Source organism: Mesorhizobium sp. M0016, assembly GCF_040324035.1.
Taxonomy (GTDB): domain Bacteria; phylum Pseudomonadota; class Alphaproteobacteria; order Rhizobiales; family Rhizobiaceae; genus Mesorhizobium.
Map to the genome: position 1 here is coordinate 430141 of NZ_JAMYVM010000001.1, position 25829 is coordinate 455969.

A 25829-nucleotide genomic window follows, 5' to 3' on the forward strand; every position below is an offset into this window, starting at 1 on the left:
CCCGATCCGACTGACTAAAATCATGCGCTTCCTCGGTAAACGAGACGTTAACGCATTTTTTCCGGCCTCGGCCCCCCTGCCCCAGGCGCGCGGCTGCGTTGTCTACCAGCGCGGGTTCGGCGCCGTGCCTGACGGAACCGGCACCTTGGCCGCCGACACCGTCGCCTCGACATGATCGACGAGCGCATCCGGCAGGCCGAGCCGGCCGGCGAGCAGGTCGAGATAGCCGCGTTCGGCGCGCGTATCGGGGTCGATCGTCAGTCGGGACGCCGTGTAGAGCTCGAGCCTCTGCTCATCGGTCTTGGCGCCTGCGACCAGCGTATCGAGGTCGAGCGGGCTGTCCAGCTCCGCCATCAGAAACTTTTCCGCTTCCGTGCCGATGCCGGCCAGACTGAGCTTGCCAGCGATCTTTTGGCGTTCCGCGTCATCGACATGGCCATCGGCCTTGGCCGCCGAGATCATCGCCCGCACCAGGGTCAGCGTGAACTCGTCCTCGCCCTGTGGCGCCTGTGAAGGATGAAAGCCGGTGTCGGCGGGCGGCGGCAGCAATTCCGGCTGGCCGGCCGCCGGCGCCTGCTCGGGTGCATTGCCGGCCTTGTAATTCTGGTAGGCCTTGTAGGCGAGACCGCCGATCGCAGCCAGTCCGCCGAGCTTCACGGCCGTGCCGGTGACCTGCCGTCCCGTGCCGGTTCCAAGCAGCACCGCGGCCAGCGCACCGGCGGCCAGCGGATTGTCCTTGGCCATCTGCACAGCCTGCCCGGCCTTGTCGCGAACGGTGCCGGTTGTGCCGGGAACTTGCGAGCCGAGCAGATCGTCGAGAAGCTTCTTGGGGTCGAACATGGTGCCTCCAGAAAAGGGCCCGCACCAACGTGGACGGGCAGGTTTTGGACGTTGCAGACGTAGGTCCCGCACACTGACATTACAATGACGGAGGCGCGCTTTGCTATCGGCGCCGGCAATGCCGCAAATCGGTGATCGGTGTGTCGATACCGGCCTCGGCTTGCGCTAATGTCGCCGCCGCATTGTCGAGGGAGGAACCTTGCTGTGACCGATCAACCTGGCCGGGAACCGGCGCGCGATCCGCAGGATCTGGAACGTTTGTTGATCGACCGGCAGTGGGCCGGAGACATTGACGGCATGGTGGCGTTGTTCCAACCCGATGCCGTCATCGACACCGGAGCAGCCGAATTGACGCGTGGCCACGAGGCGATCCGCGCTTTGTTCGAAGCCTTTGCCGCGAGCGGGCGAAAATTCCAGCGCGGCGAGCAGCGCCCGGCGGCCATCAACGGCGACCTCGCGTTGACGTCGACCAGGCTTGCCGACGGCTCGATAACCTCAGAGGTCGCGCGCCGGCAGGCCGACGGCACATGGCTGTGGGTGATCGACCGCTATTCTGTCGTGTGGTGATCCAGTCAGGGCGTCGGCGGCACTTAACTGCCGATATGTCCCCTGCCTTGCGCCTGCGCAAGTTCGACCTGGCGCTGGCGCTCGGCATAGCGGGTGCGATCCTCATCCGAGCGTGCCTCGTAGCAATGCGGGCATGACACGCCGGTGGAAAAATGCGGCGACAGCCGGTTCTCCGGCGTCAGCGGATGCCGGCAGGCGCGGCAGAGTTCGGCCTCGCCTTCGGTCAACCCATGCGACACCGAGACCCGCTCGTCGAAGACGAAACACTCGCCCTGCCACAGGCTGTCTTCGGCCGGCACCTCTTCAAGATATCTGAGGATGCCGCCCTTGAGATGGAACACATCCTCGAAGCCGAGCGACTTCACATAGGCCGTCGCCTTTTCGCAGCGGATGCCGCCGGTGCAGAACATCGCAACCTTGCGGCCGTCGAGTTGGTCGCGGTGTTTTTCCACCCAGGCCGGGAATTCGCGAAAGCTCGACGTGCGCGGGTCCACCGCGCCCTCGAACGTCCCGATCGACACTTCGTACGCGTTGCGTGTGTCGATGACGATGGTGCCGGGGTCCGAGATCAGCGCGTTCCAGTCGGCCGGCGCGACATAGGTCCCCGCACCCGTCGCCGGGTCGAGGTCTTCGACGCCCATGGTGACGATCTCGCGCTTCAGCCGCACCTTCATGCGATGGAACGGCATTTCGGCGGCAGTGCTGTATTTGACCTCGAGATCGGCAAGACCCTCGATGGCCTCGAGATAAGCGATCAGGTCGGCTATGTCGGCTTCGCTGCCGGCGACCGTGCCGTTAATGCCCTCCTGCGCCAGAAGCAGCGTGCCCTTGATGCCGCGCCCGCAGCAGAAGGCGGCAAGCGGCGTGCGCAAGACCCGCAGCGCGTCGAAGTCGCCCAGCCTCGCAAATTTGTAGAGCGCGGCGACGCGCACGGGTTCATGGTTGGTCATCGCCAAGCCACTAGACCGTGGTCAAAGCGGATTCAAGGCAGAGCTAAAGACACTTCGTCGGTATTCGCCCGCAGGCTCGTTGGCCGACATGTGACATCGCGGCAGGCCGGGTTTCGTGGACTCGGAATCGGCCTTCTGCTAATCGGTTGAAATCACCCAGGGAGAGAAAAGCCAATGCCCAGCAAGACCGAAAAGCTCCTGTCGCTGCTCAATGGCCAGCCGGTCATTCCGGTGCTGAAGATCGCCAATGTCGCGGACGCCGTCCCGCTCGCCCGGGCGCTGGCCGCCGGCGGCCTGCCGGCGATCGAGATCACGTTGAGAACCGCCGATGCGCTGGAAGCGATCCGCCGCGTGGCCGGTGAGGTCGAGGGCGCCATTGTCGGCGCCGGCACAATTCTCGATGCCAAGCAGTTCGACCAGGCAGCGGCGGCTGGCTCGAAGTTCATCGTCAGCCCCGGCATCACGCGCGAGTTGCTGGCGGCGGCCAAGGACAGCGACGTTCCCTTGCTGCCCGGCGCCATCACGCCCGGCGAGATCATGGCTGCCCGCGAGGCCGGCCTGCGGTTCCTGAAATTCTTCCCGGCCGAACAATCCGGCGGCATCGCCTCGCTGAAGGCCTTTGCCTCGCCGCTGGCCGACGTGAAATTCTGCCCGACCGGCGGCATCTCGGCCAAGAACGCCGCCGACTATCTCAGCCTGTCCAACGTTATCTGCGTCGGCGGCTCGTGGGTGGCGCCGGACGAGTTGGTCAAGGCCGGCAAGTGGGATGAGATCGAGGCGCTCGCACAGACCGCGAGCAAGCTCGGAAAATAACCTCCGCTACTTTGTCTTTGCGCAATTCCCAAGGGAAGCGCTCCGCGCTTTTCCGGGAAAATCACAGTGTTCCCGGAATTGCACTCGGCACAAAAACCCGCCAGCTGCGCCGACCGGGTTTGCTACGCGTTGAGATTTTGGTTCCCGCTCATGGGCTCGAACCACGATTCACGCCTTCAAAGGGCGCTGTCCTACCATTAGACGAAGCGGGAATGCAGCTTGGTGGTTAGCATTCTGTGGCGATGGAAGCCAGTGCTCGAGATCTCGCTAAAAACAAAAGCCGCACAGGTTGCCCAGCGCGGCTTCGAGTCGATAACGCCCCGGTCACGCCCTTACTTCGTCTGGAAGCGGGCGACCGAAAGGAATTTTACGGCATTGCCGGTGAAGCGGTTGGCATCGGCCATCTGGTTGTCCGCCTGAAAGCCTGCGGTGTAGACCTCGCTCGGCGGCGTATGCACGATGTTGTAGGCATAGCGCGGCGCTGTCGTCGGGCTGGAAACGGTGGCGATGTTGTCGCCGCTGCTCAGCGCCCAGCGGGCCGCCTGCGGTTCGGCCGCCATCACCACTGCCTTCGGTCCTGGCTTCAGGTCGCGGGCCGAAGCCCTGGCTTCCTTGCGTGTCGTCTTGACGCCGGCGCCGATCACCGAGGCTGGATCGGTACCGGCGGGACGGGCAGCAATAGCGCCGCGCGGCGATGCGGCATCGACACCTGACGGATCGTTGAACGCCGAGCGCGGCTCAAGCGACGCAACCTGATAGTCGTCGGTAGCACCGGCTGTATCGGCGGCGCTGGCCTGTTCGAGAACCGCCTTGACCTCGTCCGGACGCTGCGACGGCAGCACCGAGAACGCGTCGGTTGCGGTCTGCTTGTGGGCAGCCGTATCGGCCAGCGCCAGCAGAACGCCCTTGTCCTGCGGCGCAAGCTCAGCCGGCGGCGAAGAGCGGTCGGGACGCCAGGTCGGCAACGGGACGTTGACCGCGACCTGCGCCGGAGCGGCAGCTTGATCGGCCCCCTGGTCGGCATTGCTCGCATCGGCCGTGCCGAACGGCACATTGGCCGGCGCCTGCGCCGTCGCCACCGTCTGTTCGGTGGTGGCATCGGCCACGCCGAACGGCACGGTCTCAGGTTGTTGCGCGCCGACATCGGCCTTCGGCCGCGGTGCGAAAGCGGGCAGCGGCACTTCCTTGGCGGGCAGCGCGGCGATGATCGTCTCCGGCGTGTCCTGCGGCTCCGCATCGTCAGCGCTGTCGTCGGCAAGCTGCGGAATGTTGGCGCGCTTGGCGTTCTGCGGCGACACGATCGCGATGCCAGGCAGATTGCTGTTGTTGTTGCTCGTGGCAGCCAGCACCGGCTTCACGCTTCTCGGCGGCGGCGCGGCGGTAGCGACATCGGCGCTGTCGTCGGCTTCGTCTTCACCGCCACCGCCAAAGAAAGCGGACAGGAAGCCACCGGATTTCTTGGTGCTGCCGCCTGCGCTGGCCATCATGATGGCAGGAGAACCGGCGCCCTTGCGCGCCTTGTAGGAGGCGAGCGCCTGGTCATAACCCGGCAACGGCCTGCCGTCGCTCGGCACATGCAGCGTCTTGCCATTGGGAAACAGGCTGACCAGTTCCTGGCGGCTGATGCCTGGCCAGTGCCGCACATTGCCGACGTCCATGTGGACGAAGGGCGAACCCGACGACGGATAGTAGCCGACGCCGCCGCCCTGCATCTTCAGGCCGATGTTGCGCAGCTTCTTCAGCGGCACACCCGGAATGTAGAAGTCCATCGCCTTGCCCAGCATATGCTGGCTTTCCTTGGCGACACCGCGGCTGCGGCTGCGCAGCATCGAATTGGTCGACGGCGAGCGATAGCCGCAAACGACCTGGATATAGTCGGTGGCGCCGGCCTGCCGATAAGCTTCCCACACCAGATCGAGCAGGCGCGGATCCATCTTGGTCGGTTCGTTGCGACGCCAGTCGCGCAGGATGATGTTGATCTTCCTGAGGCCTGCCGGATCGTAGCGGCCATTGCGCTTGTAGACGATCTCGGCCTTTTCGTGCGTGTGGAGGTGATAGAGCTTGAGCGAGCGCGTTTCAGCGCTGGCGCCGGCAGCAGTAGCGGCAAGGAAAGCGAACGCAACGATCACCGCTGCCAGCCATCTCGGCCAGACGCCCATGTGATCGCGCCGCCCGTTTCTGTGTCGTTCGACTTTGTTCAAATCAAAAGGCCTTGCAGGCTGCCGTTTGTCCCCGGATTTGTCCAAACGGATGCGTGGTTCTTACATCCGAATATCGATCCTAATGGTTAATCATCGCTTATTGAAGCCGAAATGCGGTAACACCGTGGCGATATCCCGTCAAAAATAATACACAGGATTTCTTGGTAAACTGCTGGTTTAGATCAAGATTCAGCCTTTTCCCGCTACACGATCTGTTACCGCTGGCCTTAATGCGTGAACAACGCTGTCCGCATCAGTCATATTCCCGCCCCAACCCTTATGCAGCGCCGGATGTGGCATGGCAAGCTGGTCCCGGCCTTGCGTTGGCAAGCTGTGGAATTCGGCGTTCAGGAGGCAAGGCGGTCGAGGCGGCCGGTTTCCGGGTCGATGCCGTATTCCTTGAGCTTGCGGTAGAGCGTCGAGCGGCCGATGCCGAGACGCCGCGCGACCTCGCTCATCTGGCCGTTATAATGGTCGATGGCGAGCTTGATCATTTCGAGTTCGACATCGGCCAGCGCACGCACATTGCCACGCTCGTCCAGCGCCCGCAGCGTGCCGAAACGCTGAAGCAGCCTCGCCGGAGGGGCGGGCTCGGCAGCTGCAGTACCGGCGTCGTCAGTCTGCGCGCCATCGCCTTGCGATCCGGTGCTCAAGGCCATGCCGGGGTCCGACAAGGACGCATCGGCGTCGAGATTGACGGTGCCGTCGACCTGCGCCCGGATCTGCGGAAATTCGTCAGTCGTGAGCACATCGCCTTCGGCAAGCACCGAGGCCCTGAACACGGCGTTTTCCAGCTGCCTGATGTTTCCCGGCCAATCATAGGCCTGCAGCATGGCCAGTGCGGCATCCGAGATGCCGTGCAGGCGATTGCCCGCCGGCGCCACCTTGTCCATGAAATGCTTGACCAGATAGGGGATGTCGTCGCGGCGGTCGCGCAGCGGCGGCACGACGATCGGGTAAACGTTGAGCCGGTAGAACAGGTCCTCGCGAAACTTGCCGTCCTTGACCTGCTGCAGAAGGTTGCGGTGCGTGGCCGAGATCAGCCTGATGTCGACCCTGACGGTGGAACGGCCGCCGACCGGATCGACCTCGCCATCCTGCACGGCGCGCAACAGCTTGACCTGCACGTCGAGCGGCAGGTCGCCGATCTCGTCCAGGAACAGCGTGCCCGAATGCGCCTCGACGAACTTGCCGGTATGCTTTTCGGTGGCGCCGGTGAACGAACCTTTTTCGTGACCGAACAGGATCGATTCGACCAGATTGTCGGGGATGGCGCCGCAATTGACGGTGACGAACGGTTTTGTGCGGCGTTCGCCGCTGCCCTGGATGGCGCGCGCCACCAATTCCTTGCCGACGCCCGATTCGCCCTCGATCAGGATCGGGATGTTGGAGGCCGCAGCCTTCTGGCCGAGGCGGATCACCCGGTCCATCGCCGGGCTATGCGTGATCATGTCCTTGAATGTCAGGTGGCCGCCCCGACGCCGCGACGTGCGCTTGACCTCGTCCTCGACCGCCTCGACCTTGAGCGCGTTGCCGATCGCGGTCTGCAGCCGGTCGGGAGACGCCGGCTTGACGACAAAATCGAAGGCGCCGTGGCGCATCGCCGAGACCACCGTTTCTATGCCGCCCTGCGCAGTCTGCACAATGACGGGAACAGTGATGCCGCGCTCGCGCATCGCCTTCAGCACGCCGATGCCGTCGAGGCCCGGCATGACAAGGTCGAGGATGACTGCCGAAATATCCCTCGCATTGGGTCCGTCAAGCGCGCTCAGACCGGCCTCGCCGCCATCGGCAACGATGGCGCTGTGGCCGAATTTCGTCACCGCCGCTTCGAGCAGCCGGCGCTGCACGGGATCGTCATCGACTATAAGAATGGAACCTGTCATGACTGATTTGAGTTGCCCGCCTGGGAAATTCCCATGGATCATCTTGGCACAGGGTTCTAAACAAGGTTTCAAAAAACCCGGTGAACGAATTCCTTAGGATTTGACCGGCTTGTCCTTTCCCCTTGATTCCAGAAGGTAATTGTTGATGAGCAGGATTCTCGGTCGGCAGCTTGCGGCGGTAGCGTCCGGTCAGGGCGCGGCGGAACTTGGCGACCTGCCGGAATGGAATCTCGCCGATCTTTATTCCGGCATGGAGGCGCCCGAACTGAAGCGTGACCTTGCCAAGGCGGCGGCCGACGCCGTCGCCTTCGAGAACCGCTGGAAGGGCACACTGGCTGCGGAGGCCGGGCGCGGAAGCGCCGGCAGGCTTGGCGAGGCGCTGACAGCCTATGAGGCGCTGGAGGAACTGATCGGCCGCATCGTCTCCTATGCCGGCCTGATCTATGCCGGCAACACCGCCGATCCGCAGCGCGCAAAGCTCTATGGCGACATCCAGGAAAAGATGACCGACGCCAGCGCGCATCTTCTGTTCTTCGCGCTGGAACTGAACCTGATCGATGACAAGGCGCTCGAATCCGCCCTCGCCGCCGACGCCGGCTTTGCCCATTACCGGCCCTGGGTGCTCGACCTCAGAATGGACAAGCCCTACCAGCTCGAGGATCGGGTCGAGCAGCTGTTCCATGAGAAGTCGATCACCGGGCGCGGTGCCTGGAACCGGCTGTTCGACGAGACGATGACCGATCTGCGTTTCGACATAGACGGCGAGGAACTGACGCTGGAGCCGGCGCTGAACCGCCTGCAGGACGCCGATGGGGAGGTCCGCCGCCGCGCCTCCGAAGCGCTGGCCACAACCTTCCGCAAGAGCCTGCGCACCTTCACGCTGATCACCAACACGCTGGCCAAGGACAAGGAGATTTCCGACCGCTGGCGCGGCTTCGAGGACATCGCCGACTCACGCCATCTCGCCAACCGTGTCGAGCGCAGCGTGGTCGACGCGCTGGCATCGGCCGTGCGCGAGGCCTATCCGCGCCTGTCTCATCGCTACTACGCGATGAAGGCGCGCTGGCTGGGCATGGAGGTGATGAACCACTGGGACCGCAACGCGCCCTTGCCCGAAACGCCGCAAGCGGTGATTCCTTGGGATGATGCCAGGAACACTGTGCTATCGGCCTATCAGCGCTTTTCCCCCGACATGGCGGAGATCGCCCGCACCTTCTTCGACCGCAACTGGATCGACGCGCCGGTCAGGCCCGGCAAGTCGCCCGGCGCCTTCGCCCATCCGACCGTGCCTTCGGCGCACCCTTACGTGCTGCTCAACTACATGGGCAAGCCGCGCGATGTGATGACGCTGGCGCATGAACTCGGCCACGGCGTGCATCAGGTGCTGGCCGGCGGCCAGGGCGCGCTGATGGCTTCGACGCCGCTGACTTTGGCCGAGACGGCCTCGGTGTTCGGCGAGATGCTGACCTTCCGTTCGCTGCTCGACCAGACCACCGACAAGCGCCAGCGCAAGGCGATGCTCGCCCAGAAGGTCGAGGACATGATCAACACGGTCGTGCGCCAGATCGCCTTCTACGAGTTCGAACGCAAGGTGCATGCAGAGCGCAAGAACGGCGAACTGACCTCCGACAAGCTCGGCCAGTTCTGGCTCGAGGTGCAGGCCGAAAGCCTGGGGCCGGCGATCAAGCTGCGCGAGGGCTATGAGGTCTTCTGGACCTACATCCCGCACTTCGTCCACTCCCCCTTCTACGTCTACGCCTATGCCTTTGGCGACTGCCTGGTGAACTCGCTCTACGCGGTCTACCAGAACGCTGAGCATGGCTTCCAGGATAAGTATTTCGAGATGTTGCGCGCCGGCGGCACCAAGCATCACTCGGAGCTTCTCGCGCCCTTCGGCCTCGACGCCACCGACCCCGCCTTCTGGCAGATCGGGCTTGGCGTGATCGGCGGCCTGATCGACGAGTTGGAAGCGCTCGACAGTTAATGCGCGCACCCATTGGACCGATGGCGCAGAGTGGCAGGTTCAGCAGCGGCCTCGACTTTGCAGAATCGCAGAACAGTTTAGCCGGAATGCATGTGACGGCAGCTCTGTTCTTGTTCTAAATATCTGTTCTTGAATAACTCTCCGGCGAAAATTCCGTTAGCTTTCCCGAAACCGTATGATAGCTTTCCGACTGAAGCTCAGCCGGGCGCGCGGCTTAAGGCCGGACAGTATCCCGGCCCATGGCAGCGGTCTGACGAATGCGACAGCGACGGTTGGCAATGGGCGGAAAGCCGAACGCCGACACTCGACGACAGACCGGCTGTTCCCTGAGCCGCCGAACCACATTGGATGATCCGATCTGCCAAGGTCATGACTTGGGACGGCGGCGGACGGATCCGACTGGAGAGAGACGATGACCTTCTTTTACATTGTCCTGGCGTTCCTTGTAGGTGTGTTGGTTGGCTGGTTTATCTGGGGCCGGCTGCGCGGCGAACTCGACAGCCTGCGCGGCGATCTCGACCGCACCCGCAGCGAGCGTGACAGACTGCGCGCCGACGCCGATCGCCTGACTGGCGAACTCGACGCCTGCGGCAAGACCCGCGCCGATCTCGAACGGCGGCTGCGTGAAACATCAGCTCCATCCGCCAAGCCTTCAAGTTCGGCGCCGGCCGCCCTGGTATCGACAGCGGCAACGGCCAAGTCCGCCCCGGCCGCGAAACCGACCCCCGCCAAACCCGCCGCGGCCAAACCAGCTGCGGCCAAATCCGCGGCCGCAAAACCAGCGGCCAGCAAACCTGCCGCCGCCAAGGCCGCGCCCAAAGCCGCGGCTTCAAAGCCCGCCGCCGTCCCGAAGAAGGCCGCCCCGGCAGCTGGAAAGGCCGACAATCTGCGTCGCCTGATCGGTATCGGCCCGGTCAACGACAAACTGCTCAAGGGCCTTGGCGTCACGACCTACGCGCAGATCGCCGGCTGGACCGCGGCCGACGTCAAGCGCATCGAGGACACGCTGAATTTCGACGGCCGCATCGCTCGCGAAAAGTGGGTCGAGCAGGCCAAGCTGCTTGCCGCCGGCGACGAAAAGGAGTTCGCACGCCAATTCCCGAGCGCCGGGACCGCCAACAACAGCTGATCTGTCATCGGCAACATAAGCAGAAGGCGGCGCTCTCGGGCGCCGTCTTTGTTTTTGCATTCGCCACTGTCTTTGCGCCCTGCGACGCCGCTCCCTCGATTGCACGCCGCCCGGCCCCCATATAGAGCGGTTCTGGCGTCATCGACCGCAGTACCCGAGCCCCATGCCCCTGCCCTCTGCCATTTTCCGCAACGATGAAAGCGGCCGTCAGTTGGTCTTCGACCACCCGGCCGACATCATCATTGCCTATGATGCCAAGGATTTTCTGCCGGCGCTGGCGGCTGCGCAGGCGGCGAGCGATGCCGGCAAATGGCTGGCCGGCTATTTCTCCTACGAAGCGGGCTATCTGCTCGAACCGAAACTCGTGCCGCTGCTGCCTGAAGGCCGGCGCGCGCCATTGGTTTGTCTGGGTGTCTTCAATGCTCCGGCCGAAGAGGCCGTGCCGCGCAACGATGCGCCGGCCACCAATGGCCCCATCTTCGACGCCAGGGCCAGTTGGTCCGCTCAGGACTACGCCAAACGCTTCGCGCGCCTTCACGACCACATCCGCAAGGGCGACTGCTACCAAGGCAACCTGACCTTTCCGGTCCGTGCCCAATGGTCGGGCGATCCGGTTGCTGCCTTCGACGCACTGACAGGACGCCAGCCGGTCAAGTATGGCGCACTGATTTCGCTCGGCGATCCCATCATCTTATCGCGTTCGCCCGAGCTGTTCTTCGAGATCAATGCCTTAGGCATGATCGAAACCCATCCGATGAAGGGCACCGCACCGCGCGGCGCGACCAAGGCCGAGGACGCGCGGTTGAAGTCCTTCTTGCGCAGCGACGAAAAGAACCAGGCCGAGAACCGGATGATCGTCGATCTCCTGCGCAACGACATCTCCCTGATCAGCGAGATCGGCACGCTGGAAGTGCCGGAACTGTTCCGCATCGAGAGCTACCCGACCGTCCATCAGATGGTGAGCCGTGTGCGGGCGAAGCTTCTGCCTGATCTCGGCATCCGCCAAATCTTTGGCGCGCTGTTTCCCTGTGGCTCGATTACCGGCGCACCGAAAATCCGCGCCATGGAAATCCTGCACGAGCTGGAAGAGACACCGCGCGACGTCTATTGCGGCGCCATCGGCTGGATCGCGCCTGGCGGCATGATGCGCTTTTCGGTGGCGATCCGCACCATATCGCTCTTTTCCAGTGGCGAGGCCGTTTACAATGTCGGCGGCGGCGTCGTCTTCGATTCGACGGCGCAAGAGGAGTATCAGGAGTGTCTGCTGAAGGCGCGCTTCGCGACGGGGACACCGCCGATTTCGAGCTGATCGAGACGATGCGCTGGGAGCCCGGCCAGGGCTTTCTGCGCTTCGAACGCCATCTCGCGCGCCTTTACGGCTCGGCGGAAGAACTCGGCTTTGCCTGCGATCCGCAGCCGATCGGCGAGGTGCTGGCGAATACTATCGGGGCGCAGCAGACGACGCTGCGCACCCGGCTCGCCCTGCAGCGCAATGGCGAAGTGACCGCCTCGGTCCAGCCCTATGAGCCGTTCGCCGCCGACAAGGTCTGGCGGCTGCGACTGGCGCGGGTGCGGCTCTCTTCCTCGGACGCGCTGCTGCGCCACAAGACCAGCCGGCGACAGATCTACACCCACGCCCGCTCCGAATATCTGATCACCCAGGCCGACGAAGTGTTGCTCGCAAATGAGCGCAGCGAAATCTGCGAAGGCACCATCACCAACGTCTTCGCCGATTTCGGTGATGGCATGCTGATGACACCCAGGCTCGACTGCGGCCTGCTGCCTGGCGTATTGCGCGCCGAGCTGCTGGACGAAGGCCGCGCCCAAGAGGCGATCTACAGCTATGACGAGTTGAAATCCGCCAAAACACTGTTCGTCGGCAATTCTCTGCGCGGCTTGATCCCGGCAACATTGGCCTGATACGAAGCGGCTGCGAGAATAACCGCCGGCATTGGACACTTTCTAGCGAAGCATGAATTCTCGTCAGCCCACGCACACGCCCTATGATGGCTCCTCAAAGCTCTTCACCATCGGGCTGAAGCCGCTCGAACTCGACAAGTGGATCGAGGTCGACCGGTATCTCTTCGACCATCTCGCCGAAAAGCGCCGGCTGTATGCCGAAATTCCCGACAAGGTGTTTGTCGAGGAAGACGGCACGCGCGACGCCCAGCGCGAAGTGCGCGGCCTCCTCGAAGCACATCTGCTGTCGAGATTTCCCGGGATGTACCGGCGCACCAATGCCGGGGTTGAGGTCATTGGCGCCAAAGCCGACTCTGACGCCACCTTCCCCGATGCCCCGCTGGTCGCAGCGTCGCTGCTCGTCCAGGAAGACCTGATCCTGATGCGCCGTGACGACACCGGCTGGCGGCTCGCCGCCGGCTCGCTGTGTTTCCCGTCATCCTGGTCGCTGGTCGAGAAATTCGGCCGGCCGCTGCAGCAGATCCACGCACCGGTGCCGGGCTTCGGTCCGGGCACCAGGCCGGCCGAGCTCATCAACCGCATGTTCGACGGCCTGCAGGGTCAGGCTGTCGAACGCTTCAACTGGTCGATCCAGGCCGACGACGCGCTCTATCATCCGCTCTCCAATGTCGAGCGCATCGACCGTGCCACCAGGCGCCCCTCGCGATTTCCCGACGGCGACGTAAACGCCCACGCCTTCATCCGCGTCGAGCGCCAGACGCTGCGCAAACTGTCCGTCTCGCGCGACATCCTGTTCACCATCCGCATCCATCTCGACCCGTTGAAAGTGCTGGCGCGGCATCCCGACCGGGCAACGCTTGCCGCCTCTTTCGCGGCGCAATTGCAGGCGCTGGATGAGGCTCAACTCGACTACAAGGGGATGACATCAGACCGTGACCGGCTGGTGCAACGCCTGCAAACCATGGCTCAGGAGTGACGATGGTCCGACATGTTCTGAAGCTAGCCGTCCTGCTCGGTGCATTCCTGGCGTTGCCGGCAACAGCGCATGCGGAACCGGTGACCTATGCGGGGAAGCTCGGCAACATCGACATCGTCGTCGAGTTTACCGGTGATCCGGCGACGGCTGGAGAGGCACTGGCGGCGCGCTATTTCTACCGTTCCAAGGGCGTCGATATTCCTCTGCAGGCGAAGTCGAGCAAGGGCGCCACCTTTCAATTGGCCGAGGAAGAAGCCTGCGATGCCAAGAAGTGCGGCGACGGCCAGGCTCCACCCATCGGCGCCGTCTGGCGGTTGAGTTCCGCCGACAAGGGCAAGACGCTGGAAGGCACCTGGACGGCCAAAAAGACCCTGCCGCTGAAGCTGACAAGGATCGCCAGCCGTGCCCAGACGGAGACGCCGGCGACGACGCCACGCGATCTCTATGATTTCACCGACATGACATTCTCGGGCGACGATGCGCCGATCACCATGGCGGCATCGCCCTACGACTATCTCAAGCTGGATTTCGCGCCCAAGGCAGACGCCAAGGAAGGTTGGCCGGATGCAGCCTACAACTATGTCACCGATCCGCGCACCAAATTCGCCAGGCCGCGCATCGTCGATCTCGCCGGCAGTGCGCCGATCGAAGCCGCCAATGCCTTGCTGCAGAACCGCCATTGGCATGACAGCCTCAGCGCCTTGACGTGCGCGGCGCTGCAATATGCCGGTTTCCACGACGGGCCGCCGATGGAGGGCATGGACGACGATTCGCTTGGCGGCTATGAAGACACGACGTCCAAAGTTACGTCATTGACGCCGAAGCTGATGAGCTGGTCGGAATCCGGCAGCCTCTATTGCGGCGGTGCGCATCCGAACAACTATTCCGACGCCTATGTCATGGACGTGCGCCGTGGCGCCTTGCTTACCCTTCAGGACATGTTTTCCGATACGGGCGACGGCAAGCCAGGCCCCTCGCTGGCCGCCTTCGTCAGGGAAAACCGCAAGAAGCCAAGCGACCAGACCGAGGTGGATTACGAGGCCGAATGCGGCATCGACGATTTGATCAGCGACTATCTCGGCGCCAGCCTGAAGCGCGATGGCGACAGGCAGGTTCTGGTCTTCGGGCTGCAAGGTTTGCCCAACGTCATCCAGGCTTGCGGCGACGATCTCGTTGAAATGCCGGTCTCCGAAGCACAAGCGCTGTTCACACCGGAATTCGCGAAACTGCTCGAACCGTAGGCGCATCTGCGCCGTCGGGAACTAACCTTATCCCTGCTTTTCGCTTTATTGTGACAATGATCTATGGTTTGTCGCGCGGCGGTCGAACGGCCGTTTTGGCGCGTTGCTTGAAGGAGTGCTCGATAAAATGGCGAATGAAAACTGGCCCGTTTACGGTGAAATCACCGGCCCTGTCGTGATGATCGGCTTTGGTTCGATCGGACGGGGAACGCTGCCTCTGATCGAGCGCCATTTCAAATTCGACAAGTCTCGCATGACGGTCATCGACCCGCTCGACACCGACCGCAAGCTGCTCGACGAGCGCGGCATCGCCTTCGTGCAGGAGCACGTGACCGAGAAGAACTACAAGAAACTGCTGACGCCGCTTTTGACCAATGGTGGCGGCCAGGGCTTTTGCATCAATCTGTCGGTCGATACCGGCTCGGTCGACCTGATGCGGCTCTGCCGCAAGCTCGGCGTGCTCTACATCGACACCGTCGTCGAGCCGTGGCTCGGCTTCTATTTCGACGCCAAGGCCGGCAATGCCAGCCGCACCAACTACGCGCTGCGCGAAGCCTTGATCAAGGAGAAGCACGACAAGCCCGGCGGCGCTACCGCGGTTTCGACCTGTGGCGCCAATCCGGGCATGGTCTCGTGGTTCGTCAAGCAGGCGCTGCTGAACCTTGCCGGCGACCTCGGCCTCGAGTTTTCCGAACCCGCGCAGGACGACCGTGACGGCTGGGCGAAGCTGATGAAGAAGGCCGGCGTCAAGGGCATCCACATCGCCGAGCGCGACACCCAGCGCACCAAGAAGCCGAAGCCGATGAACGTGTTCTGGAACACCTGGTCGGTCGAAGGTTTCATCTCGGAAGGGCTGCAGCCGGCCGAGCTCGGCTGGGGCACGCATGAGAGATGGATGCCGAAGAACGGCAAGGAGCACAAGCATGGCTCCAAGGCTGCGATCTATCTCGAACAGCCCGGCGCCAACACCCGCGTGCGCTCTTGGTGCCCGACGCCGGGCGCGCAATACGGTTTCCTGGTGACGCACAATGAGGCGATCTCGATCGCCGACTTCTTCACCGTGCGGTCGAAGAAGGGCAAGGTGCAATACCGCCCGACCTGCCACTATGCCTATCACCCCTGCAACGACGCCGTGCTGTCACTCCACGAAATGTTCGGCGCTGCCGGCAAGCCGCAGCCGGTCCACCATGTGCTTGACGAAAACGAGCTGGTCGACGGCGTGGACGAGCTTGGCGTGCTGCTCTACGGCCATGCCAAGAACGCCTACTGGTACGGTTCGCAGCTGTCGCTGGCCGAAGCCCGCAAGCTGGCGCCCTACCAGAACGCTACCGGCATGCAGGTCACCTCGGCCGTGCTCGCCGGCATGGTCTGGGCGCTGGAAAACCCCGAAGCCGGCATCGTCGAGGCCGACGAGATGGACTACAAGCGCTGCCTGGAAGTGCAGTCCCGGTATCTCGGACCGGTCAAGGGCTACTACACCGACTGGACGCCGCTCGATAACCGTCCGGGCCTGTTTCCCGAGGACCTCGACAAAAGCGACCCGTGGCAATTCCGCAACATCCTCGTTCGATAGCGGTTCCATACCCCTGCCTCACTGCCTTGCAATCGCCCGGAAATCGGGCGATTGAAGGGATGCGGACGAGAGCAGTGTGCATCCATTTGGACGCACGAGGGACGGCTCTGGAAACTTGAGGCCACGCACATCGTGTTCCCCAAAACGTCGTTTGACGATTGGGCCGATGCGTCAGGAGAGGATTTGATATGACGATTGCGCGCAAAATTCTTTCTGCGGGAGCGGCGGGCGTTCTTGCGACGATGCTTGCCGCCTGCACCACCGGCGGCTCCGACGGGCCACCGATCTCATCGCAGGCGCGAGGCGTCGAAGGCTCATGGCTGAACGCCGAAGGCAAGGCGGTCTCGACATTGAACGGCGGCGTCTTCACCACCGTTTCGGCGGAGACCGGTGAGAAATTCGCTGACGGCAGCTACACCAAGACCGGCGCCACCTCGGTCGAGATCAACGGAACCTCGCTGATCCGGCAGCAGCCAATCGCTTTCAACTGCCTGCTGGTGTCCATAAACCAGCTGAATTGCACCAGCTCCGCCGGGCAGAACTTCGTGCTGACCAGGCGCGGCTGAACCTTTCCCATGCGGCTTTGCGGATGGCGGCGCCGCGATGCCGCCGCCTCTTTTATGCCGGCAAACCGATGCCGGTTATCCGCCCTGATTCTTCTTGCATCGCCACAACCGCGATGTGAACATACCCGAAATGCTGGCTGTTATCCTGCAGTCGGGCAAGAGCGTTAAACGCCTTTGATCATATCCGGGAGACGAAGATGAAGAAGCTCGCCGCCATTGCCGCCCTCTCTGCCTCGACACTCGGCCTGTCGGCCGCACCATCCTTTGCCGACTACACGTTGAACATCCTGCATTTCAACGATTGGCACAGCCGCATCGAAGGCAACAACAAATACGAGTCGACCTGCTCGGCCGAGGAAGAGACCAAGGGTGAGTGCATCGGCGGCGCCGGCCGGCTGGTCACCGCGATCGCACAGGAGCGCAAGAAGCTCGAAGGCCAGAACGTGCTGCTGCTCAATGCCGGCGACAGCTTTCAGGGATCGCTGTTCTACATCACCTACAAGGGCACGGCGGAGGAGGAATTCCTCAATCAGATCAAGCCCGACGCGGTGACGCTCGGCAACCACGAATTCGACGATGGCGAGAGCGCGCTGGTGCCTTATCTCGACAAGGCGAAGTTCCCGATCGTCAGCGCCAATGTCGTGCCCAACGACAAGTCCGGCGCCGCAGGCAAGATCAAGCCGTCGATTGTGCTTGAGGTCGGCGGCCAGAAGATCGGCATTGTCGGCGCCGTGACCAACGACACGCCGGAACTCGCCTCTCCCGGCCCCAACATTACCATCGAGGACGACGTCAAGTCGATCACCGCCGAGGTCGAGAAGCTGAAGGCGCAAGGCGTCAACAAGATCATTGCCGTCACCCATATCGGCTACAGGCGCGAGCGCGATGTCATCGCCAAGGTCCCGGGCATCGATGTGGTGGTCGGCGGCCACAGCCATTCGCTTCTGTCCAACACCGACCCGAAGGCTGAAGGCCCCTACCCGACGATGGTCGACAACCCCGACGGCTCCAAGGTGCCTGTGGTGCAGGCCGCGTCCTATTCGAAATATCTCGGCGAATTCAAGGTCGTGTTCGACGACAATGGCAACGTCAAGGAAGCCAGCGGCGACCCGATCTTCCTCGACAAGTCGATCACTCCCGATCCGGCCGTTCTTGCCCGCATCAAGGAGCTTGGCGCGCCGATCGAGGCGCTGAAGAACAAGGAAGTGGCCGAGACCACCGAGGCCATCGACGGCAGCCGCGAAAGCTGCCGCACCAAGGAATGCGCGATGGGCAACCTCGTCTCCGACGCCATCCTCGACCGCGTCAAGGGACAGGGCGTCGAGATCGTCGTCTCGAATGGCGGCGGCCTGCGTGCTTCGATCGACAAGGGCACCGTCACCATGGGCGAGGTGCTGACCGTGCTGCCGTTCCAGAACACGCTGGCGACCTTCCAGATTTCCGGCAAGGATCTGGTTGCCGGGCTGGAAAACGGCGTCAGCCAGGTCGAGGACGGCGGCGGCCGCTTCCCGCAGGTGGCAGGTCTCAAATACTCCTTCGACAAGTCGGTCGCGCCCAATGCCGGCCGAGTCAAGTCGGTCGAGGTGATGCAGAACGGTGCCTGGGCGCCGATCAATCCGGACAAGGACTATCTGGTCGCCACCAACAATTACGTCCGCCAGGGCGGCGACGGCTACAAGGTCTTCGCCGAGAAGGCCAAGAACGCCTATGATTACGGCCCCGGCCTCGAACAGGTGGTTGCCGACTATCTCGCGGCGCACCGGCCCTATACGCCGAAGCTCGACGGCCGCATCACCGAGGTCGCGGCAACCGTAGCGGCTGCCCCGGCCGCCGAGCCGGCAAAACCAGCCGAACCGGCACCTGCTCCAGAGGAACCGGCAAAACCGGCCGAGGCTGCACCGGCGGAGCCGGCGATGCCCGCATTGCCGGCAGGCTCCGGCGACATCACCACCACGCCGCCGACTGTCCCGGCGGAAACCGCCCCGGCAACGCCGGCTCCGGCCGAACCGGCAAAACCGGCCGAAGCCGCACCTGCTCCGGCAAAGCCGGCTGACGCCGCCCCGGCCGAAGCCAGCCATGTCATCGTCGCCGGCGATACCTATTGGGATCTCGCCAAGAAGGCCTACGGCGACGGCGCCAAGTGGAAGGTGATCTCTGAGGCCAACAAAGGCTACGAACCACGCCGGCTTCCTGTCGGCGCGACCTTGACCATTCCGGCGAAGTAACCTCGCTTCGCACTTGCGACCAGCAAAACCCGTCCGGGTAACCGGACGGGTTTTTGGCTTTCAGGGTAAGGTGCGGCCAGACGCGGCATTGAAAACTCGCGCCGCATCGCTAGGTTCGCCCGACATCGTCGGTTTCGCGGTGTCGGGAGACCTTCATGACGCTTTCCACGCCTGTCGACCCCAAAGCCGCGAAAGCGCTCGACCCGCTGCCGGCCGGACATCCGCCGGTAAAGGCAGGCAAGATCGGCGTCATGTTGGTCAATCTCGGCACGCCGGACGGTACCGATTTCAAGCCGATGTGGCGCTATCTCCGCGAATTCCTGTCCGATCCGCGCGTCATCGAACTCAACAAGGCGATCTGGTATCCGATCCTCTACGGCTTGGTGCTGACCACCAGACCGAAGAAGTCCGGCGCCAATTACGCCAGGATATGGAACCGCGAGAGGAACGAGTCGCCGCTGCGCGCCTACACCCGCGCGCAGGGCGAAAAGCTGGCCGCAGCGCTCATCGACCTACCCGATGTCGTGGTCGACTGGGCGATGCGCTACGGCAACCCCTCGACCGCGAGCGTCGCTCAAAGGCTGGTCGAGCAAGGCTGCGACCGCATCCTGTCGTTCCCACTCTACCCGCAATACTCCGCGACCACCACCGCGACCGCCAACGACCAGCTGTTTCGCGCCTTGATGAAGATGCGCCGCGCGCCTGCCGTGCGCAGTGTTCCGCCCTACTATGACGAGCCGGTCTACATCGAGGCGCTCGCCCATTCGATCGAACGGCATCTGGCAACGCTAGACTTCGAGCCCGAGGTGGTCATCACCTCCTATCACGGCATCCCGAAGCCCTATTTCGAGAAGGGCGATCCCTATCACTGCCACTGCCAGAAGACGACACGGCTGTTGCGTGAACGACTGGGGTGGGATGAAAAGAAGCTGATCATCACCTTCCAGTCGCGCTTCGGCGCCCAGGAATGGCTGCAGCCCTACACCGACAAGACGGTCGAGAAACTGGCGAAGGACGGCGTGAAATCGATCGCCATCGTCAACCCAGGCTTTTCCGTCGACTGCATCGAGACGCTGGACGAAATCGGCCGCGAGGCGGCCGAGACCTTCCATCACGCCGGCGGCGAGAAATTCGCCCACATCCCGTGCCTCAACGACAGTGCAGAAGGCATGGCGGTGATCGAGGCGATGGTGCGGCGCGAGCTGTCGGGCTGGGTCTGAGGCCGCCACGTTGCGGCGATCGATCGCCGCAGTTGCGCTATTCCATGCACTAATAATCAACGATCACCTGATTGTAACATTATTGAAACACACCTAAGTGTTTGGTGAAGTCGGTTGCATGGAATCAACGCCATGGCCGGCATCTGAGGGAGATTCAAATGGACTTCAGTGGTTTCGGTATTGCGATTGGTGCGCTTGCCTTTCTGGTATTGGTGCTTCTTATCAAAGGCATCCGGACAATCCCGCAAGGCTATAATTATACGGTGGAGCGCTTTGGTCGTTACACCAAAACACTAAGCCCCGGCCTCAACCTGATCGTGCCGTTCGTCGACCGAATCGGCGCCAAGATGAACATGATGGAGCAGGTGCTCGACGTTCCGAGCCAGGAAATCATCACGCGCGACAACGCCATTGTGGGCGTCGACGGCATCGCCTTCTACCAGATCCTCAATGCGGCCCAGGCCGCCTACCAGGTCGCCGGCCTGGAGAACGCCATCCTCAATTTGACGATGACCAACATCCGTACCGTCATGGGCTCGATGGACCTCGACGAACTGCTGTCGAACCGCGACGCCATCAACGAACGGCTGCTGCGCGTCGTCGACGAAGCGGCGCATCCGTGGGGCATCAAGATCACCCGCGTCGAGATCAAGGACATCAATCCGCCGGCCAACCTCATCGAATCGATGGGCCGTCAGATGACCGCCGAACGCAACAAGCGTGCGCAGATCCTCGCCGCCGAAGGCCTCAAGCAGTCGCAGATCCTCGAGGCCGAGGGCCGCAAGGAAGCCGCCTTCCGCGACGCGGAGGCGCGCGAACGCTCGGCCGAGGCCGAAGCGCGAGCCACCCAGGTTGTATCGGAAGCCATCTCCAAGGGCGACGTGCAGGCACTCAACTACTTCGTGGCGCTGAAATACACTGAAGCGATGGGCAAGATCGGCACCGCCAACAACAGCAAGGTCGTGCTGATGCCGATGGAAGCCTCGGCGCTGATCGGCACGCTCGGTGGCATAAGCGAGATCGCCAGGGAGGTGTTCCGCAGCGAAGGCACCGCCGGCGCCGCCAGGCAGGCCGCCCGCCCTCCGGTGGTTCGCCCAAGCGAGAATTGAGGCTAGCTGAGAACTGAGATCATAGGAGCGCACTCCCATGTTCGACCGCATCATTTCCGAACTTGGTCCGTGGAACTGGATGGTTCTGGGCTTCGTCCTCTTGGTGATGGAGGTCATCGCGCCAGGAATATTCATGCTGTGGATCGGCATCGCCGCATTGGTGATCGGTGTGATTTCCCTGCTCGTCTGGGACGCAAGCTTCTGGGCCTGGGAAGTCCAGGTCCTCGCCTTCCTGGCGCTGTCGCTGGTCTCGGCCTTTGCCGGAAAGAAGCTGGTTGGTGGGCGTAATACCCCTAGCGACCAGCCGCTGCTCAACCGGCGCGGCGCGCAGTTGGTCGGCAGGATGGCAACGCTGGCCGAGCCGATCAAGGACGGTCGCGGCCGCATCAAACTCGGCGACACACTGTGGCGCGTCTCCGGTCCCGACCTGCCGGCCGGCACGCAGGTGCGCGTCGTCAGTTCGGCCGACACCGATCTGGAACTGACCGTCGAGGCAGTTTGACATTTCGAAAGCGCATGGCGCTTTCGATCCGGAAAATCAGGCCGCGTCGCGTAGGGCTTCCCGAACGCGACGCGTCCTTTGATTTTTTCAGGCGGCGCCGATGCGCAGCAGGTCGTGCAGATGAACCAGTCCCACGAGCCGCCTGCCTTCGACCACCATCAGGCTCGTAATGGCCGAATTGTTGATAATCTGCAGCGCCGTCGCCACCAGCGTGTCCGGTGTGGCCGTCTTCGGCTTTTTCGTCATCACCTGATCGACGCTCATTTCCATGAGATTGCTGCCGATGTGACGCCTGATGTCGCCATCGGTGATGATGCCCACCAACGCGCCATCCGCCGTCGCGATCGCCACGCAGCCGAAGCCCTTGTTCGACAATTCGAGGATCGCCTCGCGCATGCCCGTGCCGGAAGCCACCAGCGGCAGCCTTTCGCCGACATGCATGATCTCGTGGATCTGCGTGAGATTGGCGCCGAGCTGGCCGCCGGGGTGGAACGTGCGGAAATGGTCGGGCGTGAAGCCCCGCGCTTCGAGCAGCGCTATAGCCAGCGCATCGCCGACCACCAGTTGCAGCAGGGTCGATGTCGTCGGCGCCAGACCGTGCGGGCAGGCTTCCGGCGCGGACGGCAGGAGCACCACAACGTCGGCCGCGCGCGCCAGCGCCGAGGCCGCGCCCGCGGTAATCGCAATCAGCGGGATCGAGAAGCGCCTGGAATAGGCGACGATTCCCATCAATTCCTTGCTCTCGCCGGACCATGACATGGCGATGATGGCATCGTCTCTGGCGATCATGCCAAGGTCGCCATGATTGGCCTCCGCGGGATGGACGAAGAAGGCAGGCGTGCCGGTCGAAGCCAGACTAGCCGCGATCTTAGTGCCGATATGGCCGCTTTTGCCGACGCCGGTGACTATGACGCGGCCATTGATGCGCGACACCATGTCGACGGCGCGGGCGAAAGGTTCGGCCAGTTCGTTCTCCAGCGCGGCGGCCAATGCCGCCACGCCGGCCTGTTCCGTGGCTACCGTTCTCAGCGCCGAGGCGACCGAAGCCTCCAAAGGCTTCTTTTCTTGGGATCCCGCATGCATGGCTGATGCGATTAGCGCTTTGCCGTTCGCCTGTCCAACAGAATTGCCGTCCAGCCATGTCGTACAGGCACACCTTCAACCCTCCGTTAACCATCCCCGTTTACGGTTCGGTAAGTATGGCGCGCTTGCGCCGCGCAAGCAGTGGTGACGATGTCGCGGGCCCAGCCTCAAGAGAAAAAAGGTCGAACGGGCAGAGCGTTTTGCGCTCTGCTTCTGGCGACGAGCGTGCTCGCTTTGCTGCGGCCAACTGCGCTTCATGCCCAGGAGACCGAGCTGCGCGGCGAAGTTTCGGAATCGGCGATCCTGTCCGACCAGCAGCGCCGGGCCAGGCAATTGAGCAAGGCCAACAGGCAGGTCAAGCCCGCCCCTGCCGACACCGCCCCCACGGGAAACACGCCAACCGCTTATGTGCCGGCCAGCGATGGCGCCTTGCCTGACGACACCGACCCGTCACAGGCCGGCGCAAACAGCATTTTCGACCCGCCGGCGACCATCGACGATTCGTTCGCCGACAAGCCGCCAACCGTCCAGCCACGCCGTCCGTCGACGGCAAAGCAACGCGCCGCCGCGGATGCAGACAAGGCCAAGGACAAAACCAAGGCTGCCGACAAAAAGAAGCCTGGCAAAGCCACGGACCAGACCACCACCGGAACGACTCCGGACGGCACTGCGGCAGGCGACGCCGATCAGGACACAGCCAACCGCCGTGTCCTCACCGTCGGCGGTGTCGACCGACGAAAGCTCGACCCCGGCGCCGAGCGCACCGACGCCATCGAGGGCCAGAAGAAGAAGCTCGAGGACGACCCGTACGCGGCAACCGGCATCAAGGTCGGCTCGTTCCTGCTGCGGCCGACGCTCGAGCAGGGCGTTGCCGTCACGTCGAACGCCGATTCCAGCGCTGGCGGCAAGTCGGCGGTGCTGTCCGAAACGGCGCTGCGTTTCTCCGCCGCCTCCGATTGGCGCGAGAATTCGGCGGTCATCGACGGCTACGGCAATTTCCGCAACACCATTTCGGGCCAGAAGATCAATGAGGCACGCGGCCGTATCCAAGGCACGTACAATGTCGACCTCGACAATGAACTGCGCGCCATCGCCAAGCTCGGCTACGAGATTGCGCCGGAATCGGCCTCCGCGCCCGACGCCATTGCCGGCGTCAAATCGCAGCCGATCCGCCAGACGGTCGACGGCAGCCTCGGCGTCGAGAAGGACGTCGGCAAGATGCGCTTTGCGCTGACCGGCGCCGTCTCCCACGACATCTATGGCGATGCCGAACTTACCGATGGCACCTCGCTGTCGCAGAAGGACCAGGACAACACGCTCTACACCGCAACGTTGCGGACCGGCTATGAAATTTCCCCGGCTCTGACGCCCTTTGCTGAGATTGAGCTCGGCCGCCGGGTATATGACCAACGGATCGACAACAAGGGCTTCGAGCGCTCTTCGACCCGGCTTGGCGCGCGCGCCGGTATCGAAGTCGACATGGGCGAGAAGCTCAAGGGTGAGTTCTCGGCCGGCTGGCTGAGGGAGGCGATCGACGACAAGAACCTGGAGGCGATTTCGGGAGCCACCATCAATGCCGACCTCAAATGGTCGCCCGAGCGCGGTACCATCATCGGCCTCACCGGGCGAACCACGGTCGAAGGCACGACGAATGCCGGTAAGAGCGGCGACATCCTCTATTCCGGCCGCCTCACCGGCGAGCGGCAGATCCGCGCCGACCTGACCGGCAACGCAGCCCTTGGGCTCGACTGGCGCAATTACACCGGCTCCGACGGCCATGACATGACGCTGAGTGCAGAGGCCGGGCTGACCTGGTGGCTGAACCGCTATGTCGGCCTCACCAGCCGCGCCCGCACCGAAAAGCTGACCAGCAATCTGCCCGGGCGCAACTACACCGCCAACAGCATCTATTTGGGGCTGAAGCTGCAGCGGTAGCTAAAAAGCAGCGCCGCGACGCTCGGACGGCTTCATCTCATCGAGCAGCGTGCGGATGACGCCGGCCATGTTCTCGTTCATGTCGCTGCGCCACAGCGCGAAGGCGACATTGGCCTCGACGAAGCCTTCCGGCGAGCCGCAATCGAAGGTGCGGCCCTGAAAGTGGTAGCCAAAGAAGGGCTGCTGCTTTTCCAGCTTCAGCATCGCGTCGGTGAGCTGGATCTCGTTGCCGGCGCCCTTTTCCTGGCTTTCGAGGATCTTGAAAATCTCGGGCTGCAGGATGTAGCGGCCGTTGATGTAGAGATTGGACGGCGCGGTGCCGGTCTTCGGCTTTTCGACCATCTCGGTGATGCGGAAGCCGTGATGCGTGTCCTCGCCGCGGCCGACAATGCCATATTTGTGGGTTTCGGCCGGATCGCATTCCTGCACCGCGATGATGTTGTTGCCGGTCTCCTCGTAGAGCTCGACCATGGCCTTCGTGCAGCTCTTCTCCGACTGCATGATCATGTCGGGCAGCAACAGCGCGAAGGGTTCGTCGCCGACCAGTTCGCGGGCGCACCAGACGGCGTGGCCGAGCCCCATCGGCACCTGCTGGCGGGTGAACGAGGTCTGCCCCGGCGCCGGCTGCAGCCGCTGCAAGCGGGCCAGCTGATCGTCCTTGCCGCGCTGTGCCAGCGTATCATAGAGCTCGAACTGGATATCGAAATGGTCTTCTATGACCGCCTTGTTGCGGCCGGTGACGAAGATGAAATGTTCGATGCCGGCCTCGCGCGCCTCATCGACGACATACTGGATGACCGGCCGGTCGACGACGGTCAGCATCTCCTTGGGAATGGCCTTGGTGGCCGGGAGAAACCGTGTGCCGAGACCGGCGACCGGGAAAACTGCCTTGCGAACTCGCTTCATGCGTCAATTATCCGTTTGAGGGCGTGCCCGGCAATCCCGCCTCGCGACATTTTCGCGCCGGAATTGTGGATTATCGGGCCATTGAGGGAAACATCAACCGGTAAAGCATCCAGGTGTCTTTTCGTTCCAGGCGCCGCCTATGGTAAACCAATTGCTAACCCGGTTCGGCGATGAATGGTCTTTCCTGAGATAGAGAAAGGGGA

At 63.1% G+C, this 25829-nt stretch carries 21 protein-coding genes and 1 tRNA gene; 15 read left to right on the forward strand and 7 right to left on the reverse strand.

What is annotated here, in order from left to right; translation table 11 throughout:
• Nucleotides 1-102: 102 nt before the first annotated feature.
• Nucleotides 103-840, reverse strand: a complete 738-nt coding sequence (locus NKJ88_RS02095; protein WP_023671935.1) for a tellurite resistance TerB family protein — start codon at nucleotides 838-840, stop codon at nucleotides 103-105.
• Between the two features lie 204 nt (nucleotides 841-1044).
• On the opposite strand from NKJ88_RS02095, the gene NKJ88_RS02100 reads away from it, so the two are divergent.
• Nucleotides 1045-1407 (forward strand): YybH family protein, encoded by a 363-nt coding sequence (locus tag NKJ88_RS02100; protein WP_023701047.1) that lies wholly within the window; start codon nucleotides 1045-1047, stop codon nucleotides 1405-1407.
• A 23-nt stretch (nucleotides 1408-1430) separates the two neighbouring features.
• Here the strand turns inward: NKJ88_RS02100 and trhO are convergent, their stop codons facing one another.
• Nucleotides 1431-2357, reverse strand: coding sequence for an oxygen-dependent tRNA uridine(34) hydroxylase TrhO (gene trhO, locus NKJ88_RS02105; RefSeq protein WP_023686394.1), 927 nt, complete (start codon nucleotides 2355-2357; stop codon nucleotides 1431-1433).
• A 174-nt stretch (nucleotides 2358-2531) separates the two neighbouring features.
• Between trhO and NKJ88_RS02110 the strand changes: the two genes are divergently transcribed.
• On the forward strand, nucleotides 2532-3170 hold the full coding sequence (locus NKJ88_RS02110; RefSeq protein ID WP_023747148.1) for a 2-dehydro-3-deoxy-phosphogluconate aldolase: 639 nt from the start codon (nucleotides 2532-2534) through the stop codon (nucleotides 3168-3170).
• Nucleotides 3171-3308: 138 nt separating this feature from the next.
• Here the strand turns inward: NKJ88_RS02110 and NKJ88_RS02115 are convergent.
• The 3 genes from NKJ88_RS02115 to NKJ88_RS02125 form a co-directional block, all read right to left on the reverse strand.
• Nucleotides 3309-3382 (reverse strand) — tRNA-Gln (locus NKJ88_RS02115).
• A 120-nt stretch (nucleotides 3383-3502) separates the two neighbouring features.
• Entirely contained in the window at nucleotides 3503-5329 is a 1827-nt protein-coding gene (mepK, locus tag NKJ88_RS02120; protein ID WP_023817275.1) for a peptidoglycan L,D-endopeptidase MepK, read from the reverse strand.
• Between the two features lie 389 nt (nucleotides 5330-5718).
• Nucleotides 5719-7257 (reverse strand): sigma-54-dependent transcriptional regulator, encoded by a 1539-nt coding sequence (locus tag NKJ88_RS02125; RefSeq protein ID WP_023825450.1) that lies wholly within the window; start codon nucleotides 7255-7257, stop codon nucleotides 5719-5721.
• A gap of 145 nt (nucleotides 7258-7402) precedes the next feature.
• Here NKJ88_RS02125 and NKJ88_RS02130 point away from each other — a divergent pair, with 145 nt between their 5' ends.
• The 12 genes from NKJ88_RS02130 (at nucleotide 7403) to NKJ88_RS02185 (ending at nucleotide 21702) form a co-directional block, all read left to right on the forward strand.
• Nucleotides 7403-9241 carry a M3 family oligoendopeptidase gene (locus NKJ88_RS02130; protein ID WP_023671941.1) on the forward strand — a complete coding sequence of 613 codons (1839 nt, stop codon included), beginning with the start codon at nucleotides 7403-7405 and terminating at the stop codon, nucleotides 9239-9241.
• Nucleotides 9242-9653: 412 nt separating this feature from the next.
• On the forward strand, nucleotides 9654-10370 hold the full coding sequence (locus tag NKJ88_RS02135; RefSeq protein ID WP_023671943.1) for a helix-hairpin-helix domain-containing protein: 717 nt from the start codon (nucleotides 9654-9656) through the stop codon (nucleotides 10368-10370).
• Between the two features lie 163 nt (nucleotides 10371-10533).
• Entirely contained in the window at nucleotides 10534-11679 is a 1146-nt protein-coding gene (locus NKJ88_RS02140) for an aminodeoxychorismate synthase component I (RefSeq protein WP_023671944.1), read from the forward strand.
• On the forward strand, nucleotides 11628-12290 hold the full coding sequence (locus NKJ88_RS02145; protein ID WP_352443482.1) for an aminotransferase class IV family protein: 663 nt from the start codon (nucleotides 11628-11630) through the stop codon (nucleotides 12288-12290). The genes NKJ88_RS02140 and NKJ88_RS02145 overlap by 52 nt, the downstream gene beginning before the upstream one ends.
• A 52-nt stretch (nucleotides 12291-12342) precedes the next feature.
• On the forward strand, nucleotides 12343-13266 hold the full coding sequence (locus NKJ88_RS02150; RefSeq protein ID WP_023671946.1) for a heme-dependent oxidative N-demethylase family protein: 924 nt from the start codon (nucleotides 12343-12345) through the stop codon (nucleotides 13264-13266).
• Between the two features lie 2 nt (nucleotides 13267-13268).
• A complete protein-coding gene (locus NKJ88_RS02155; protein ID WP_023671947.1) occupies nucleotides 13269-14507 on the forward strand; it encodes a hypothetical protein in 1239 nt (412 codons plus the stop codon).
• Nucleotides 14508-14634: 127 nt separating this feature from the next.
• Nucleotides 14635-16080: a homospermidine synthase gene (locus NKJ88_RS02160; RefSeq protein WP_352443483.1), complete on the forward strand. Its 1446-nt coding sequence runs from the start codon at nucleotides 14635-14637 to the stop codon at nucleotides 16078-16080.
• A 188-nt stretch (nucleotides 16081-16268) separates the two neighbouring features.
• On the forward strand, nucleotides 16269-16646 hold the full coding sequence (locus NKJ88_RS02165) for an Omp10 family outer membrane lipoprotein (protein WP_023671949.1): 378 nt from the start codon (nucleotides 16269-16271) through the stop codon (nucleotides 16644-16646).
• Between the two features lie 197 nt (nucleotides 16647-16843).
• A complete protein-coding gene (locus tag NKJ88_RS02170; RefSeq protein WP_352443484.1) occupies nucleotides 16844-18871 on the forward strand; it encodes a 5'-nucleotidase C-terminal domain-containing protein in 2028 nt (675 codons plus the stop codon).
• A gap of 155 nt (nucleotides 18872-19026) precedes the next feature.
• Nucleotides 19027-20091: a ferrochelatase gene (gene hemH, locus NKJ88_RS02175; RefSeq protein ID WP_352443485.1), complete on the forward strand. Its 1065-nt coding sequence runs from the start codon at nucleotides 19027-19029 to the stop codon at nucleotides 20089-20091.
• A gap of 158 nt (nucleotides 20092-20249) precedes the next feature.
• The gene (locus NKJ88_RS02180; RefSeq protein WP_023671952.1) at nucleotides 20250-21200 is read left to right on the forward strand and encodes an SPFH domain-containing protein; all 951 of its coding nucleotides are present in this window, start codon (nucleotides 20250-20252) and stop codon (nucleotides 21198-21200) included.
• Nucleotides 21201-21237: 37 nt separating this feature from the next.
• Entirely contained in the window at nucleotides 21238-21702 is a 465-nt protein-coding gene (locus NKJ88_RS02185; protein WP_023671953.1) for an NfeD family protein, read from the forward strand.
• Between the two features lie 87 nt (nucleotides 21703-21789).
• Here the strand turns inward: NKJ88_RS02185 and NKJ88_RS02190 are convergent, their stop codons facing one another.
• Nucleotides 21790-22785, reverse strand: a complete 996-nt coding sequence (locus NKJ88_RS02190; RefSeq protein ID WP_352443486.1) for a KpsF/GutQ family sugar-phosphate isomerase — start codon at nucleotides 22783-22785, stop codon at nucleotides 21790-21792.
• A 150-nt stretch (nucleotides 22786-22935) separates the two neighbouring features.
• Here NKJ88_RS02190 and NKJ88_RS02195 point away from each other — a divergent pair, with 150 nt between their 5' ends.
• A complete protein-coding gene (locus tag NKJ88_RS02195; protein ID WP_352443487.1) occupies nucleotides 22936-24720 on the forward strand; it encodes an outer membrane beta-barrel protein in 1785 nt (594 codons plus the stop codon).
• Here the strand turns inward: NKJ88_RS02195 and galU are convergent, their stop codons facing one another.
• Nucleotides 24721-25626 carry a UTP--glucose-1-phosphate uridylyltransferase GalU gene (gene galU / locus NKJ88_RS02200; RefSeq protein WP_023671956.1) on the reverse strand — a complete coding sequence of 302 codons (906 nt, stop codon included), beginning with the start codon at nucleotides 25624-25626 and terminating at the stop codon, nucleotides 24721-24723.
• Nucleotides 25627-25829 lie beyond the last annotated feature (203 nt).